The 13,329-nt window shown below is 72.1% G+C and carries 12 protein-coding genes; 10 read left to right on the plus strand and 2 right to left on the minus strand.

Annotation, left to right across the window (positions count from 1 at the left end; translation table 11 throughout):
- The first annotated feature begins 56 nt into the window (after nt 1-56).
- The 8 genes from E6R62_RS13515 (at nt 57) to E6R62_RS13550 (ending at nt 8,601) form a co-directional block, all read left to right on the plus strand.
- On the plus strand, nt 57-1,247 hold the full coding sequence (locus E6R62_RS13515; protein WP_136213669.1) for an allantoate amidohydrolase: 1,191 nt from the start codon (nt 57-59) through the stop codon (nt 1,245-1,247).
- Entirely contained in the window at nt 1,238-2,578 is a 1,341-nt protein-coding gene (locus E6R62_RS13520; protein ID WP_136213625.1) for a formimidoylglutamate deiminase, read from the plus strand. The genes E6R62_RS13515 and E6R62_RS13520 overlap by 10 nt, the downstream gene beginning before the upstream one ends.
- Nucleotides 2,579-2,595: 17 nt before the next feature.
- On the plus strand, nt 2,596-3,789 hold the full coding sequence (hutI, locus tag E6R62_RS13525; protein ID WP_136213626.1) for an imidazolonepropionase: 1,194 nt from the start codon (nt 2,596-2,598) through the stop codon (nt 3,787-3,789).
- 170 nt (nt 3,790-3,959) lie between these two features.
- Nucleotides 3,960-4,643 carry an LPXTG cell wall anchor domain-containing protein gene (locus E6R62_RS13530; RefSeq protein ID WP_136213627.1) on the plus strand — a complete coding sequence of 228 codons (684 nt, stop codon included), beginning with the start codon at nt 3,960-3,962 and terminating at the stop codon, nt 4,641-4,643.
- Between the two features lie 12 nt (nt 4,644-4,655).
- On the plus strand, nt 4,656-5,732 hold the full coding sequence (locus E6R62_RS13535; protein ID WP_136213628.1) for a hypothetical protein: 1,077 nt from the start codon (nt 4,656-4,658) through the stop codon (nt 5,730-5,732).
- Nucleotides 5,729-6,781 carry a hypothetical protein gene (locus E6R62_RS13540; protein ID WP_240801649.1) on the plus strand — a complete coding sequence of 351 codons (1,053 nt, stop codon included), beginning with the start codon at nt 5,729-5,731 and terminating at the stop codon, nt 6,779-6,781. The genes E6R62_RS13535 and E6R62_RS13540 overlap by 4 nt, the downstream gene beginning before the upstream one ends.
- Nucleotides 6,782-6,795: 14 nt before the next feature.
- A complete protein-coding gene (locus E6R62_RS39495; protein ID WP_168714040.1) occupies nt 6,796-8,124 on the plus strand; it encodes a hypothetical protein in 1,329 nt (442 codons plus the stop codon).
- Nucleotides 8,125-8,250: 126 nt separating this feature from the next.
- Complete coding sequence (locus tag E6R62_RS13550) at nt 8,251-8,601, plus strand: hypothetical protein (protein ID WP_136213629.1); 351 nt, start codon at nt 8,251-8,253, stop codon at nt 8,599-8,601.
- Nucleotides 8,602-8,682: 81 nt separating this feature from the next.
- Here the strand turns inward: E6R62_RS13550 and E6R62_RS13555 are convergent, their stop codons facing one another.
- On the minus strand, nt 8,683-10,209 hold the full coding sequence (locus tag E6R62_RS13555) for a peptide MFS transporter (protein WP_136213630.1): 1,527 nt from the start codon (nt 10,207-10,209) through the stop codon (nt 8,683-8,685).
- Between the two features lie 501 nt (nt 10,210-10,710).
- On the opposite strand from E6R62_RS13555, the gene E6R62_RS13560 reads away from it, so the two are divergent.
- A complete protein-coding gene (locus tag E6R62_RS13560; protein WP_136213631.1) occupies nt 10,711-11,388 on the plus strand; it encodes a response regulator transcription factor in 678 nt (225 codons plus the stop codon).
- Between the two features lie 61 nt (nt 11,389-11,449).
- Nucleotides 11,450-12,715 (plus strand): ATP-binding protein, encoded by a 1,266-nt coding sequence (locus E6R62_RS13565; protein WP_136213632.1) that lies wholly within the window; start codon nt 11,450-11,452, stop codon nt 12,713-12,715.
- Here the strand turns inward: E6R62_RS13565 and E6R62_RS13570 are convergent.
- Nucleotides 12,712-13,257, minus strand: coding sequence for a GtrA family protein (locus tag E6R62_RS13570; protein WP_136213633.1), 546 nt, complete (start codon nt 13,255-13,257; stop codon nt 12,712-12,714). The genes E6R62_RS13565 and E6R62_RS13570 overlap by 4 nt on opposite strands.
- Nucleotides 13,258-13,329: the final 72 nt, after the last annotated feature.

Below are 13,329 nucleotides of genomic sequence, written 5' to 3' on the forward strand. Positions count from 1 at the left end.
GCGCCGCCGGAGCCCCGGCCCCGGCGGCGTCCGGCGGCGCCCGCTCCTTCCACGGCATGTGGAGCGATCTCGCCCCCCTCGGCCGCCACACGGACACCGGCGGGTACCGCCGGTACGCGTGGACCGGCGCGGACGCCGAGTGCCGGACCTGGTTCCGGGAGCAGGCGCTGGCCCGCGGGCTCGCGTACGAGACGGACCGCAACGGCAACCAGTGGGCCTGGCTCGGCGACCCCCTCGCGGGCGACGCCGTCGTCACCGGCTCGCACCTGGACTCCGTCCCCGACGGCGGCGCCTTCGACGGCCCCCTCGGCGTGGTGTCCTCCTTCGCGGCCCTGGACGAACTCCGCCACAGGGGTGCGGAGTTCTCCAGGCCGCTGGCCATCACCAACTTCGGTGACGAGGAAGGGGCCCGCTTCGGCCTCGCCTGCGTCGGCTCCCGCCTCACCGCGGGGCAGCTGACCAAGGAGAAGGCGTACGAGCTGCGCGACGCCGACGGCGTGAGCCTGCCCCGGGCGATGGAAGCCGCCGGATACGACCCCGAGGCGATCGGGGCCGATCCCGAACGCCTCGCCCGGATCGGCGCCTTCGTCGAGCTGCACGTCGAACAGGGACGGGCGCTGGACCTCTCCGGCGACCGCGTCGGCATCGCCTCCGCGATCTGGCCCCACGGGCGCTGGCGCTTCGACTTCCGCGGCGAGGCCAACCACGCGGGCACCACCCGTCTCGTGGACCGGCGCGACCCGATGCTCACGTACGCGGCGACCGTCCTGGCCGCCCGGACGGAGGCGGCCCTCGCCGGCGCCGTCGCCACCTTCGGGAAGATCGCGGTCGAGCCCAACGGGGTCAACGCCATCCCCTCGCTCGTACGGGGCTGGCTCGACTCCCGCGCCGCCGACCAGACCACCCTCGACACGGTCGTCACGGCCATCGAGAAGGCCGCCCACGAGCGCGCCGACCAGGACGGCATCGACCTGGCGGTGGTCCGGGAGTCCTTCACCCCGGTCGTGGAGTTCGAGCACGCGCTGCGCGACGAACTGAACCGCATCCTGGGCGGGGCCGTCCCCGTCCTCGGCACCGGGGCGGGACACGACGCCGGAATCCTCTCCGCCGCCGTCCCGACCGCGATGCTGTTCGTACGCAACCCCACCGGCGTCTCCCACTCGCCCCGGGAGTTCGCCGCCGAGGACGACTGCGTCGCCGGAGTCCTCGCCCTCGCCGACGTACTGGAAGGTCTCGCGTGCCGTTGAAGACGTACTGGCTGGAACACGCCTGGCTCGGCGCCCACGTCGAGCCGGGCGTCGCCCTGGAGGTATCCGAGGACGGTCGGATCGCCACACTGACCTCCGGCGTCCACGCCCCGCCGCGCGGCGCGGAGGTCCTGCGCGGCCTCACCGTCCCCGGCCTGGCCAACGCGCACAGCCACGCCTTCCACCGGGCCCTGCGCTCCCTCGTCCAGGTCGGCAGCGGCACCTTCTGGACCTGGCGCGAATTCATGTACCAGGTCGCCCAGAACCTCACCCCCGACACGTACTACGCGCTGGCCCGCGCGGTGTACGCGGAGATGGCCCTGGCCGGCATCACCAACGTCGGAGAGTTCCACTACCTCCACCACGCCCCCGGCGGTGCCCCCTACGCCGACCCCAACGCCATGGGCGAGGCCCTGATCGAGGCCGCCGCGGCGGCGGGCATCCGGATCACCCTCCTCGACACCGCCTACCTCTCCGCCGGATTCGGCCGGGAACCGAACGAGCACCAGCGCCGCTTCTCCGACGGCACCGCCGACGCCTGGGCCGAGCGCGTCGGCGCCCTGCGCCCCCGCGAGCACGCCCTGATCGGCGCCGCCGTCCACTCGGTCCGCGCCGTCCCCGCCGACCAGCTCGCCACCGTGGCCCGCTGGGCCGACGAACAGCGCGCACCGCTGCACGTCCACCTCTCCGAGCAGACCGCGGAGAACGAGGCCTGCCAGGCGGCCCACGGGTGCACCCCCACCGAGCTCCTCGCCGAGAACGGCGTGCTCGGCCCCCGCACCACCGGCGTCCACAACACGCACCTCACCGACCTGGACATCGGCCTCCTCGGCGGAACCCGCACCGGCACCTGTATGTGCCCGACCACCGAACGCGATCTCGCCGACGGCATCGGCCCCGCCCGCCGGCTCCAGCAGGCGGGCAGCCCCCTCTCCCTCGGCAGCGACAGCCACGCGGTGATCGACCTGCTCGAAGAAGCCCGCGCGATGGAGCTGAACGAGCGCCTCAGCAGCCGCACCCGCGGTCACTGGACGGCGAACGCCCTGCTCACCGCCGCCACCGCCGACGGCCACGCCGCCCTCGGTCTCCCCGACGCGGGCCGCCTGGAGACGGGCGCCCTCGCCGACTTCACCACGATCGCCCTGGACTCCGTCAGGACCGCGGGCCCGCTGCCCCGACTGGGCGCCGAGACGGCCGTATTCGCCGCCTCCGCGTCGGACGTGCGCCACACGGTCGTGGGCGGCCGTCACCTCGTACGGGACGGGGCGCACACCCTGGTCCCGGACGTCCCCGCAGCCCTCGCCGAGTCGATCGCGGCCGTACGCGGCTGAAGGAGCCCCTGAACACCATGAGCACCCTGAACACCTCAAGCACCACGGTCATCACCAACATCGCCAACCTGGTCACGAACGACCCCTCCCTCGGCGACGCTTCCCCCCTCGGACTGATCCGGGAAGCGGCGGTCGTCATCGAGGGCGACCGCATCGCCTGGGTCGGTGAAGCCGGCAGAGCCCCCGCCACCGACAACGCCTTCGACGCCGCCGGCCGGGCCGTGATCCCCGGCTTCGTGGACTCGCACTCCCACCTCGTCTTCGCGGGGGACCGCACCGCCGAGTTCAACGCCCGCATGTCGGGCCGCGCCTACTCCGCCGGCGGCATCCGCACCACCGTCGCCGCCACCCGAGCCGCCACCGACGCCCAACTCGAAGCCAACCTGCTGCGCCACCTCGACGAGGCCCGCCGCCAGGGCACCACCACCTTCGAGACCAAGTCCGGCTACGGCCTCACCGTCGAGGACGAGGCCCGCGCGCTGCGCATCGCCGCCGCGCACACCGAGGAGGTCACCTACCTCGGCGCGCACATCGTCTCCCCGGACTACGCCGACGACCCGGCGGCCTACGTCGAGCTCGTCACCGGCGAGATGCTCGCGGCCTGCGCCCCGCACGCACGGTGGGTCGACGTCTTCTGCGAGAAGGGCGCCTTCGACGGCGACCAGGCCCGCGCCATCCTCACCGCCGGCGCCGCCGCCGGACTCATCCCGCGCATCCACGCCAACCAGCTCTCCCACGGCCCCGGCGTCCAGCTCGCCGTCGAACTCGAAGCCGCCTCCGCCGACCACTGCACCCACCTCACCGACGCCGACGTCGACGCCCTCGCCCAGAGCACCAACACCGTCGCGACACTGCTCCCCGGCGCCGAGTTCTCCACCCGGGCCCAGTGGCCCGACGCCCGCCGGCTCCTCGACGCGGGCGCCACCGTCGCCCTGTCCACCGACTGCAACCCCGGCTCCTCCTACACGAGTTCCATGCCGTTCTGCATCGCGCTCGCCGTCCGGGACATGCGGATGACCCCCGACGAGGCCCTGTGGTCGGCCACCGCCGGAGGCGCCCGAGCCCTGCGCCGCACCGACATCGGCGTACTCACCCCCGGTGCCCGCGCGGACCTGGCCCTGCTGGAGGCCCCCAGCCATGTCCACCTCGCCTACCGGCCCGGCGTCCCGCTGGTCTCGGCCGTCTGGCAGCGGGGCGTGCGCGCCGCCTGAAAGCCGGTACGACCCCCCGCCGTAGCCGGCCCGATGCCCCACCCGGAACCGGTCCGACGCCCCGCTTGAACACCCGCGTCCTTTGTCTTCCCTCCATAAGGCCCCGGGCGTACCTTGAGCCACCGATCTGATGTTCCGTCAGTAACTTGTGGTCCGAGGGGAAGACGAAGGTGTCCAACCGGAAACGTTCCACCACGCTCGCACCGGTCCCGGCCCTGCTCTGCGCGGTGGCCGGATCGGCGGCCGCCCTGCTGGCGGCCGCCCCCGCGGCCCACGCCGATGTGGTCGACGTCGCGTACGACTGCCAGACACCCATCGGGGACAAATCGGCGGTCTCGCCCATCGACGTCAAGGCGGTCAAGGACGGGGACGCGTACAAGCTGACGATGTCCTTCCAGAAGGGCGTCTCCTCCAGCCCCATCGAGCTCGGCAAGGGCGCGATGAACCCCAGCGCCGTGCTTCAGACCGACGGCGCCGAGAAGGTGTCCGTGCCCGTCTCCGGAGCGGCGAACTCCGAGGCCGTCCCCGCCGACACCCCCATCAAGATCTCCGACCTCTCGGGCACCTACACCCCGAAGAAGAGCGGCAAGGTCACCTTCACCGCCGGCGTCCTCACCATCAAGGCGATGGGCACCACGACCACCTGCACCCCGGGCAACAACCCCAAGCCGTCCCTGGAAGTCGACGTGACGGCCGCCGGCGGGGGAGAGCGGGAGGACGCCCCCGAAGCCCTCCCGCAGACCGGCCCCGCCGACTCCGCCCCCGCGTTGGGCACCCTCGGCGCCACCGTGCTGCTCTCCGGCGCGGCCGGCGTCCTGTGGCTGACCCGGCGCGGCGAGCGGGCCCGGTCCTGAACGGAGCGGCCCATGCCCGTGCCCCACGCCCCCCGGCCGCACCCGCCCCGGCGCCGCGCCCCCGGTCGGCTCGGCCCCGCCCTCCTGGCGGCGGTCGCGCTCCCGTGCGGTGCGCCCGCGCAGGCCGCCGCCGACAGCCCCGACGGGCCGGGCTGGACCGCCGAGCCCGCCACGGGCCGCGCCGGCGCCGCCGTACGCCCGTACTTCTACCTCTCCGGCGCCCCGGGCGCGGTCCTGGAGGACAGCCTCGCCCTGGCCAATCCCACCGACCGGGAGCACACCGTCACCCTGCGCGGAGCCGACGCCTACAACACCGCCGACGGGTCCCCCGCCGTTCGGCCCCCGGCCGGACCCGGCCTCGGACCCGCCCCCGGAACCGGCCCCGGCTCCTGGATCGACTTCGGCCGCAGCGCGACCGTCCGGCTGCCGGCCCACACGCGCGCGGTGGTGCCCTTCACCGTCACCCTGCCGGCCGCCTCCACCCCCGGCGACCATCCGGCCGCCGTCGTCGCCACCGAAGCCGGGCACGAAGCGGGCGTACGGGTCCACCTGCGCGTCAGCGGCCCGACGGTGGCGGCGCTCACCGTCGAGGACGTGGCCGTACGGGGCCGGGGTGGCGCGGCGGTCATCGCGTACACCCTGGTCAACCGGGGCAACGTCGCCCTCGCCCCCACCCTCGCCGTCCGCGCCGACGGCCTCTTCGGCGAGGTCGCCGGGCGCGGCGCCCACGCCCTGCCGGTGGAACTGCTGCCCGGGCAGCGCGTCGAGCTGACCGAACCCTGGCCCGGGGCTCCCGCGTTCGACCGCGTGCGCCTCACGCTCACCGCCACCGCCCCCGGCGCCGCCCGCGCCATGGGCACCGCCCCCGCCGCGTGGTGCCTGCCCCGGTCCCCGATGGGCCTGCTCGGCCTCGGCCTCCTCGTCCTGGGCGGTCTCGGCGGGGCCGCGCTGTTCCTCGTACGCACCCGCCGGCCGCAGGACCCGCACGAGGAACAGGAACAGGAACAGGAACGGGAACGGGGACGGGGACACGCGCCGGGGGGCCGACAGCGCACGGAAAGAGACGAGTTGACAGGGGCATCGAGGTGAACGCCAACACCACCGCGCGGACGGCCCGCGCGCGGATCTGGGCCCTGCTCACGGCCGGACTCGCGGTGTGCGCGCTGGCGTTGCTCCCCGCCGCCCCGGCCGCCGCCGACGAGGGGAAACCCACCGCCGCGCTCTCACTCCGGGAGGTGGCCAAGGGCACCGGCATCACCGTCACCGGCGCCGGCTGGCGCGCCAAGACCCTGGTGATGTTGCTGGTCTGCGGACAGAACATGATCGGCGGCACCAACAGCTGCGCCAACGCCGACGGTGTCGCCGTCGCGGTCGGCGACGACGGGCACTTCACCGCCGGGCTGCCCGTGGTCGGGCCACCCAAACCGTGCCCCTGCGTGGTGGACGTGGCCTCCGTCAACGGGGACCAGTCCACCGTCGCCCTGCCGATCAAGATCACCGACCACCCCGTGGCCGAGCTGCCCGCCGAGTCCGGCGCCGGCCGCCTCGCGCTGCTCACCGGGGTCCGGTTGGAGGGCGACGACGGGATTCTGACCTGGTTCGGGGCCCCGCCCACGCGGAGGTTCACGGTCACGGTCGGCAACCTCGGCCCGGCCCCGGTCCGCGACCCGGTCTTCCGGCTCGGCACCTCGCACGGGGTGTACGCGCCCCAGTGGGAGGAAGCCCGCTGGAAGGGCACCATCGCGCCCGGCGGCAAGGCGGAGGTCCGGCTGGACGTGACGCTGGCCGCGGGCGCCCACGGGGACTATACGGTCTCGCTCGAGTACGGGGACAAGGTGGTGGCCACGCAGCCGTGGGGCGTGGGGCGCCCGTACGGCGTGCTGCTGTTCTGGGCCCTGCTGCTGGTGGTGATCCCGACCGCCGTCTTCCGCCTCGGCATGGCCGTCGTCGACCGCGTCCGCCCGCGCCCCGCGTCCGCCCCGCCCGCGGCGGACCCCGAAGCCCCCACGGCGGTACTGCCGTGGTTCACCCCGGACACCGCGCCGGAACCCGACGCACCACCCGCATCAACCGCACCAGATGCACCGCAGACATCCGCACCGTCTGAGAACCGTCCGACGACGAAGGGACATTCGTGAAAACCCAACGGAGGGTGAGCGCGGCCGCTGTCGCGCTGCTGTTCGGCGGCGCGGGCATCCTGCTGGCGGCCGCCCCCGCCCAGGCGGCCGACGTCTCCTACAAGGTGGAGTGCATCCCGCCGGCGGGAGGTGGCGGCCCGGTCCAGGGCACCACCACCGTCTCCATCACCGCGCCCGCCACGGCGAAGGTCGGCGACGAGGTCGAGGTGGTCTGGAAGACCGTCAAACCGGCCTCGAACAACACCGACCTGATGGACCTGGGCAAGGACACCGTCAAGCCCACCGGTTACGTCAAGCTCGGCGGCGCGCTCGGTTCCGAGGTCAAGCTGGAGGGGGAGCGGAAGAACCCGCCCATCCCGAAGAAGGCCCCCATGGTCATGTCCGACATGAAGGGCAAGGTGAAGCTGACCAAGGCGGGCGACGTCACCATCACGCCGGGCAAGTACGACGTGGACTTCAGCGGCTTCATCACGAAGTGCTCCCCGCAGGAGACGGTCGGGGTCGGCGCCACCATCAAGGTCACCGAGGGCGGCGGCACCACGGGAGGCTCGACCACCGGCGGTTCGACCACCGGCGGTTCGACCACCGGCGGTTCGACCACCGGCGGGACCACGACCGGTGGCACCACCGGCGGGACCACGACGGGCGGCACCACGGGAGGCTCGACCACCGGCGGCACCGGCGGTCAGACCGACTTCCCCGGCAAGCCGATCGAGGTCGCCTACGACTGCGGGGCCGTCGTCCCGGGCGGCATCAAGACCCCCGTCACCATCAACGCGAAGAAGAACGGCGGCGGCTACGACCTCACGGTCAAGACCGCCAAGGGCGCCATGGCCAGCCCCATGGCCCTCCCCGCGGGGGCCCTCAAGCCCTCGATGGACATCAAGCTCGGTGGCGCCGACAGCGGCACGGTCAAGGTCACCGGACCGGCCAACGCGGAGCCGATCCCGGACAAGGCCCCGGTCAGCCTCAGTGACATGACCGGCACCTACAAGCCCGGCAAGACCGGCAAGGTGACGCTCACCCCGGACCAGCTGACGATCGACGTCACGATGACCCCCGGCGCCACACCGATCAACGTCCCCTGCAAGGCCACCAGCAGTGGCGTCTCGCTGGAGCTGGACACCACCGCCCAGCCGGGCGGCTCCGGCTCGCCGTCCTCCACCGGCAGCACCACCAGTGGCACCACCGGCGGCTCCGCCGCGTCCGGCGGCCTCGCCGAGACCGGCGCCGAGGACGGCGGCGGCCTCAAGGCCCTGGGCCTCGTCGCCGGCACGGTCATCCTGCTCGGCGCCGCGGTCTTCACCTTCACCCCCTGGCGCCGCCTGCGCGGCGAGCGCTGACGCCGCTGTCCGCCCTTCGTGTCATGCCCGACGGAATCCCTTGGGGGTGATCGTTCCTGCTTGCTAGCGTCCGGTTCGGCGGATATGCGGTTTTCATCCGCCGGACCGGCGAACGAGGGGCAACTCATGACATTCACGTCCGTGCTCGTGGCAGTGGCCGCCGCTTCCGCGTTCGGCATCGCCGGCGCCGCGCCGGCGGTCGCCGCGCCGGCCGGCGCGGCCAAGGGCACCTGCAAGGCGACTGCCGACATGGACCGCTGGGGCCGTCCGAACGTCACCTCGGCCTGTTCGGGACGGCTGCCTTCCGGCGCCCGGCACCGCGCCGTGATCATCTGTGACACGGTCCAGGGCGTCCGCGAGCACGTCGTCCGCCGCACATATCACAGTCACTGGACCCCGACGGGAAGCAAGGCCAAGGTGGGTTGCGGGTTCAAGTCGTTCCTCGTGGGCTTCAAGTCCGAGACGCGGGGCGCCTGAGCGTCGAAGCGGCCCGGGGAAGCCGAAGGGCCCGGCACACCTTCCGGTGTGCCGGGCCCCACACGTGCGCGGGAGGGTGCGTCAGTGCACGTCGCCCATGAGTTCCTTGACATTCTTGCGGTACATGAAGACCGCGAGGGCGGCCAGAGTGGCCAAGGTGGCCTCGATCGCCACGGCACCGGTGCCGTTGAGGTCCACACCGAAGACGGACGGGTCCGACAGGAGGCTGGTGATCGAGTCACCCGCCGTCACCGCCAGGAACCAGACACCCATCATCTGCGACGCGTACTTGCGCGGGGCCATCTTCGTGGTGACCGACAGGCCGACGGGAGAGATGCACAGCTCGCCGACCGTCTGGATCAGGTAGATGCCCACGAGCCACATCGGGCTGACCAGCTGGCCGTTCGAGGACATGGCGACCGGAAGCAGGAAGAAGAAGAACGAAACACCGATGAAGAACAGGCCGGCGGCGAACTTCCCGACGGTGGTGGGCTCCTTGCCCTTGCGGTTCAGCCACAGCCAGATCCAGGCGAAGACCGGGGCCAGCGCCATGATGAAGACCGGGTTCAGCGACTGGTACCAGGAGGAGGGGAACTCGAAGCCGAGCAGCGAGCCGGAAGCTTTGGTCTCGCCGAACGCCTGGACCGTCGAAGCGCCCTGGTCGTAGATCATCCAGAAGGCCGCGGCAGCCACGAAGAACCAGATGTAGCCGGTCATCTTCGACTGCTCGCCGCGGTCGAGTTCCTTGTCCCGCTTGATACGCACGAGCACCGCGGTCGGGACGATCAGACCGATCAGGGTGAGCGGGATGGTCGCCCACGCCTTGGTGAACATGCCGGCGACGCCGATGACGGTGTAGAAGACCGCCACGACGGCGACCGAGACGGCGACCTTGCGCAACCACGAGGCGCGCTCTTCGGCGGACAGCGGCTTCGGGACGACCGAGCTGACGGGGTTCAGGTGCTTGGTGCCCAGCAGGAAGACGACCAGGCCGATGCCCATACCGACGGCCGCCATCGCGAAGCCCAGGTGCCAGTTGACCTTCTGGCCAACGGTGCCGATGGCCAGCGGGGCGAAGAAGGCACCCGCGTTGATGCCCATGTAGAAGATCGTGAAGCCACCGTCACGGCGCGGGTCGTCCGCGTCCTTGTACAGCTGACCGACCATGGTGGAGATGTTGGCCTTGAGCAGGCCCGAGCCGATCGCGACGAGCGCGAGACCGACATAGAAGGTCGCCTGCCCGGGAAGTGCCAGGATCACGTGGCCGGACATGATCGTCACGGCGGCGACCGTCACGGTCTTGCGCGGGCCCCAGACGCGGTCGCCCAGCCATCCGCCCGGCATGGCGAGCAGATAGACCATGGAGACGTAGATGGAGAAGACGGCGATCGCCGTGCCCTCGTCCATGCCGATGCCGCCGCCCAGGCTGCCCTTCTTGGCATCCGGGCCACCCGAGATCAGGTAAACGAGAAGAAGGGCCTTCATGCCGTAGAAGCTGAAGCGCTCCCACATCTCGGTCATGAACAGAGTGGCCAGGCCACGGGGGTGGCCGAAGAAGGTCTTCTCGGCGGCAGGAGCCGCCGGTTCCTTCGTCAGGCTGGAAGCCATGGTCGATCCTTGCTTGATCGGGACGCTTCGCTTCGTGAGCGGGACAGCGCCCTGTGGGGGGTGGCCGGCACCGGCGACGGGCCGTCCACCCCACGCCTCGGGGTCTCGCCCCACGGGTGAGGGCGAAGGAAGGTCCGTAACCGGGATCCACGCCCTCCGCGCAGCTTCGCGCGCAGGGCCCGGCCCCTAGGTCATTCACTTCATCCGGGGCGGACGGGGCAGCCCTTGACACGTGTACGTATCAAGGCGCCGATCCGCCCGGAGCAGAAGGAGAGACCCTTGGCTCGTTTTTCGGCACAAAGGTCCCCTGGGTAGTGCATCAGGCGTCTCGCCACCATACGACACGACACTGCGGCATATGGAAGGACTTGAGATATGGATCACAGGCGCCCAGGGAACCGTTCGACCTTATTCGAAGGCGGGTAGTGGTCCATAAGCCCAGATCGGCAGGGGTATGCGGGCTGGCCCACGATTCGGTCGCCGCGGACTACCATCACCCACATGACGCGTGTACTGCTCGCCGAGGACGACGCATCCATCTCGGAGCCCCTGGCCCGCGCCCTGCGCCGGGAGGGGTACGAGGTCGAGGTCCGGGAGGACGGCCCCACCGCTCTGGCCGCGGGACTGCAAGGCGGCGTCGACCTCGTCGTCCTGGACCTGGGCCTGCCCGGGATGGACGGCCTGGAAGTGGCCCGACGACTGCGCGCGGAGGGGCACGGCTTCCCGATCCTGGTGCTGACCGCCCGGGCGGACGAGGTCGACACGGTCGTCGGCCTGGACGCCGGCGCCGACGACTACGTGACGAAGCCGTTCCGGCTCGCCGAACTGCTGGCCCGCGTCCGGGCCCTGCTGCGGCGCGGTGCGAACGAGGCCTCGCAGGCGCCGGCCACCCACGGGGTGCGGATCGACGTCGAGTCGCACCGCGCCTGGATGGGGGAGGAGGAGCTCCAGCTCACCGCCAAGGAGTTCGACCTGCTGCGGGTCCTCGTCCGGGACGCGGGTCGGGTCGTGACCCGCGATCAGCTGATGCGCGAGGTCTGGGACACCACCTGGTGGTCCTCCACCAAGACCCTCGACATGCACATCTCCTGGCTCCGCAAGAAGCTGGGCGACGACGCCGCGAACCCCCGCTACATCGCGACCGTGCGGGGCGTCGGCTTCCGTTTCGAGAAGAGCTAGCGAAGAACCGGGTGAACGACCGGGTGGACGACGGGATGAGGAACCGAGTGCGGACCGAGCCGTGCGCCGCCGACTGATCAACTCCACGCTCGCCGTGGTGCTCGTCGTGATCGCCGTGTTCGGGGTCTCCCTCGTCATCGTCGAGACGCGGACCATCACCAGCAGCGCCCAGGACCGGATCGGGTCCGAGGCGCTGCGGCTGGTGGGCGCCGTCGAGACGGACGTGCTGGAGGGCAAGCCGGTCGACCCGTTCGCGCTGGGCGAGCAACTGGACGAGGGGCGGTACGCCCGCATCACCGTCCCCGGCCGGCCGGCCGTCGAAGTGGGCGACCGCATCCCGGGCAGCGTCATCCGTGGCACCGCCCGCGGGGAGCAGGGCGAGATGGTGGTGGTCGAGGAGTCCCGCTCCACGGTCACCAAGGAGGTCGGACGGACCCTCGTCGTGGTCGGCGCGGTGGCGCTGCTGGCCGTCGTGGCGGCCGTACTGCTCGCCGTACGCCAGGCGAACCGGCTGGCCTCGCCGCTCACCGACCTCGCCGAGACGGCGGAACGCCTCGGTTCGGGTGACCCGCGCCCCCGCCACAAGCGCTACGGGGTCCCCGAGCTGGACCGGGTGGCGGACGTACTGGACTCCAGCGCGGAGCGGATCGGCCGGATGCTCACTGCCGAGCGGCGCCTCGCCGCCGACGCCTCGCACCAGCTGCGGACCCCGCTGACGGCCCTGTCGATGCGGCTGGAGGAGATCACGGTGACCGACGACCTGGAGACCGTACGGGAGGAGGCGAGCATCGCCCTGACCCAGGTGGAGCGGCTCACGGACGTGGTGCAGCGGCTCCTGACGAACTCGCGCGACCCCCGGACCGGCTCGGCGGTCCCCTTCGACCTGGACGAGGTCGTCAAGCAGCAGGTGGAGGAGTGGCGGCCGGCCTACCGCAGTGCCGGTCGGGCCATCGTGCGCTCGGGCCGGACGGGCATGCGGGCCGTGGGAACACCGGGGGCGGTCTCGCAGGTGCTCGCCACCCTCGTGGAGAACGCCCTGATGCACGGTGGCGGCACGGTCGCGCTGCGTACGCGGGTCACCGGCAACCAGGCGGTGCTGGAGGTCACGGACGAGGGCCCCGGCGTTCCGCCCGACCTCGGCAACCGGATCTTCGAGCGGGCCATCAGCGGCCGCAACTCGACGGGCATCGGCCTCGCCGTCGCCCGCGACCTCGCGGAGGCGGACGGCGGCCGGCTGGAGCTGCTCCAGACGCAGCCGCCGGTCTTCGCCTTGTTCCTCAGCCGGACGGCGCCCGATCCGACGGAGCCGGAGCGCCCCGTCCGCTAGCGGGCCGGGGTCGCGGCCGGCTCGGGGGCCAGGGGCGCGGCGGCGGGGCTCTGCCCGTCGCGCTGCTCGACTACCAGCGACGGGGCGGCGGGCGCGGGCAGCGCCTTGAAGACCCACGTCCGATAGGACCAGAAGCGGAAGATCGTGGCGATGCCGATGCCGGCGAACTTGAAGAAGTTCGTCGCGAGGGAGCCGTCCCAGCCGAGCCCGTAGGTCGCGGTGTACAGCACGCCGTTCTCGATGACCAGGCCGATCACGCTGAAGGCGGCGAACAGCACCAGCTCACGGCTGCGGGTGTGGCTGCTGTTGTTGGCGCGGTCCCGGTAGGCGAAGTAGCGAAACCCGATGTAGTTCGACGCGATGGCCACCACGGTCGCTATGACGCTCGCGCGCACCACCTGGAGGTCGGTCGTGCTGCGGATCAGGTTGAACACACCCATGTTCACCAGCACGCCCAGCCCGCCGACCGCCCCGAACTTGGCGACCTCCCGTGCCATGCCGCGTATGCGTTCGAGGGCGGATACGTTCTTCGGCGTGCTCATGTGATGGCTCAGTCCCTGTCCGTCGTCGTCGCCCCCGATCCGGGAGGCGTCACTCGTCGTCGACGACCCATG

Origin of the sequence: Streptomyces sp. A1136, assembly GCF_004795055.1 — a bacterium.
Lineage (GTDB): Bacteria > Actinomycetota > Actinomycetes > Streptomycetales > Streptomycetaceae > Streptomyces.

Excerpts from the sequence above, each read along its gene's own strand:
- E6R62_RS13515 (WP_136213669.1), top strand. The coding sequence starts at position 57 with ATGTGGAGCGATCTCGCCCCCCTCGGCCGCCACACGGACACCGGCGGG.
- hutI (WP_136213626.1), top strand. The coding sequence starts at position 2,596 with ATGAGCACCCTGAACACCTCAAGCACCACGGTCATCACCAACATCGCC.
- E6R62_RS13535 (WP_136213628.1), top strand. The coding sequence starts at position 4,656 with ATGCCCGTGCCCCACGCCCCCCGGCCGCACCCGCCCCGGCGCCGCGCC.
- E6R62_RS13550 (WP_136213629.1), top strand. The coding sequence starts at position 8,251 with ATGACATTCACGTCCGTGCTCGTGGCAGTGGCCGCCGCTTCCGCGTTC.
- E6R62_RS13555 (WP_136213630.1), bottom strand. The coding sequence starts at position 10,209 with ATGGCTTCCAGCCTGACGAAGGAACCGGCGGCTCCTGCCGCCGAGAAG.
- E6R62_RS13560 (WP_136213631.1), top strand. The coding sequence starts at position 10,711 with ATGACGCGTGTACTGCTCGCCGAGGACGACGCATCCATCTCGGAGCCC.
- E6R62_RS13570 (WP_136213633.1), bottom strand. The coding sequence starts at position 13,257 with ATGAGCACGCCGAAGAACGTATCCGCCCTCGAACGCATACGCGGCATG.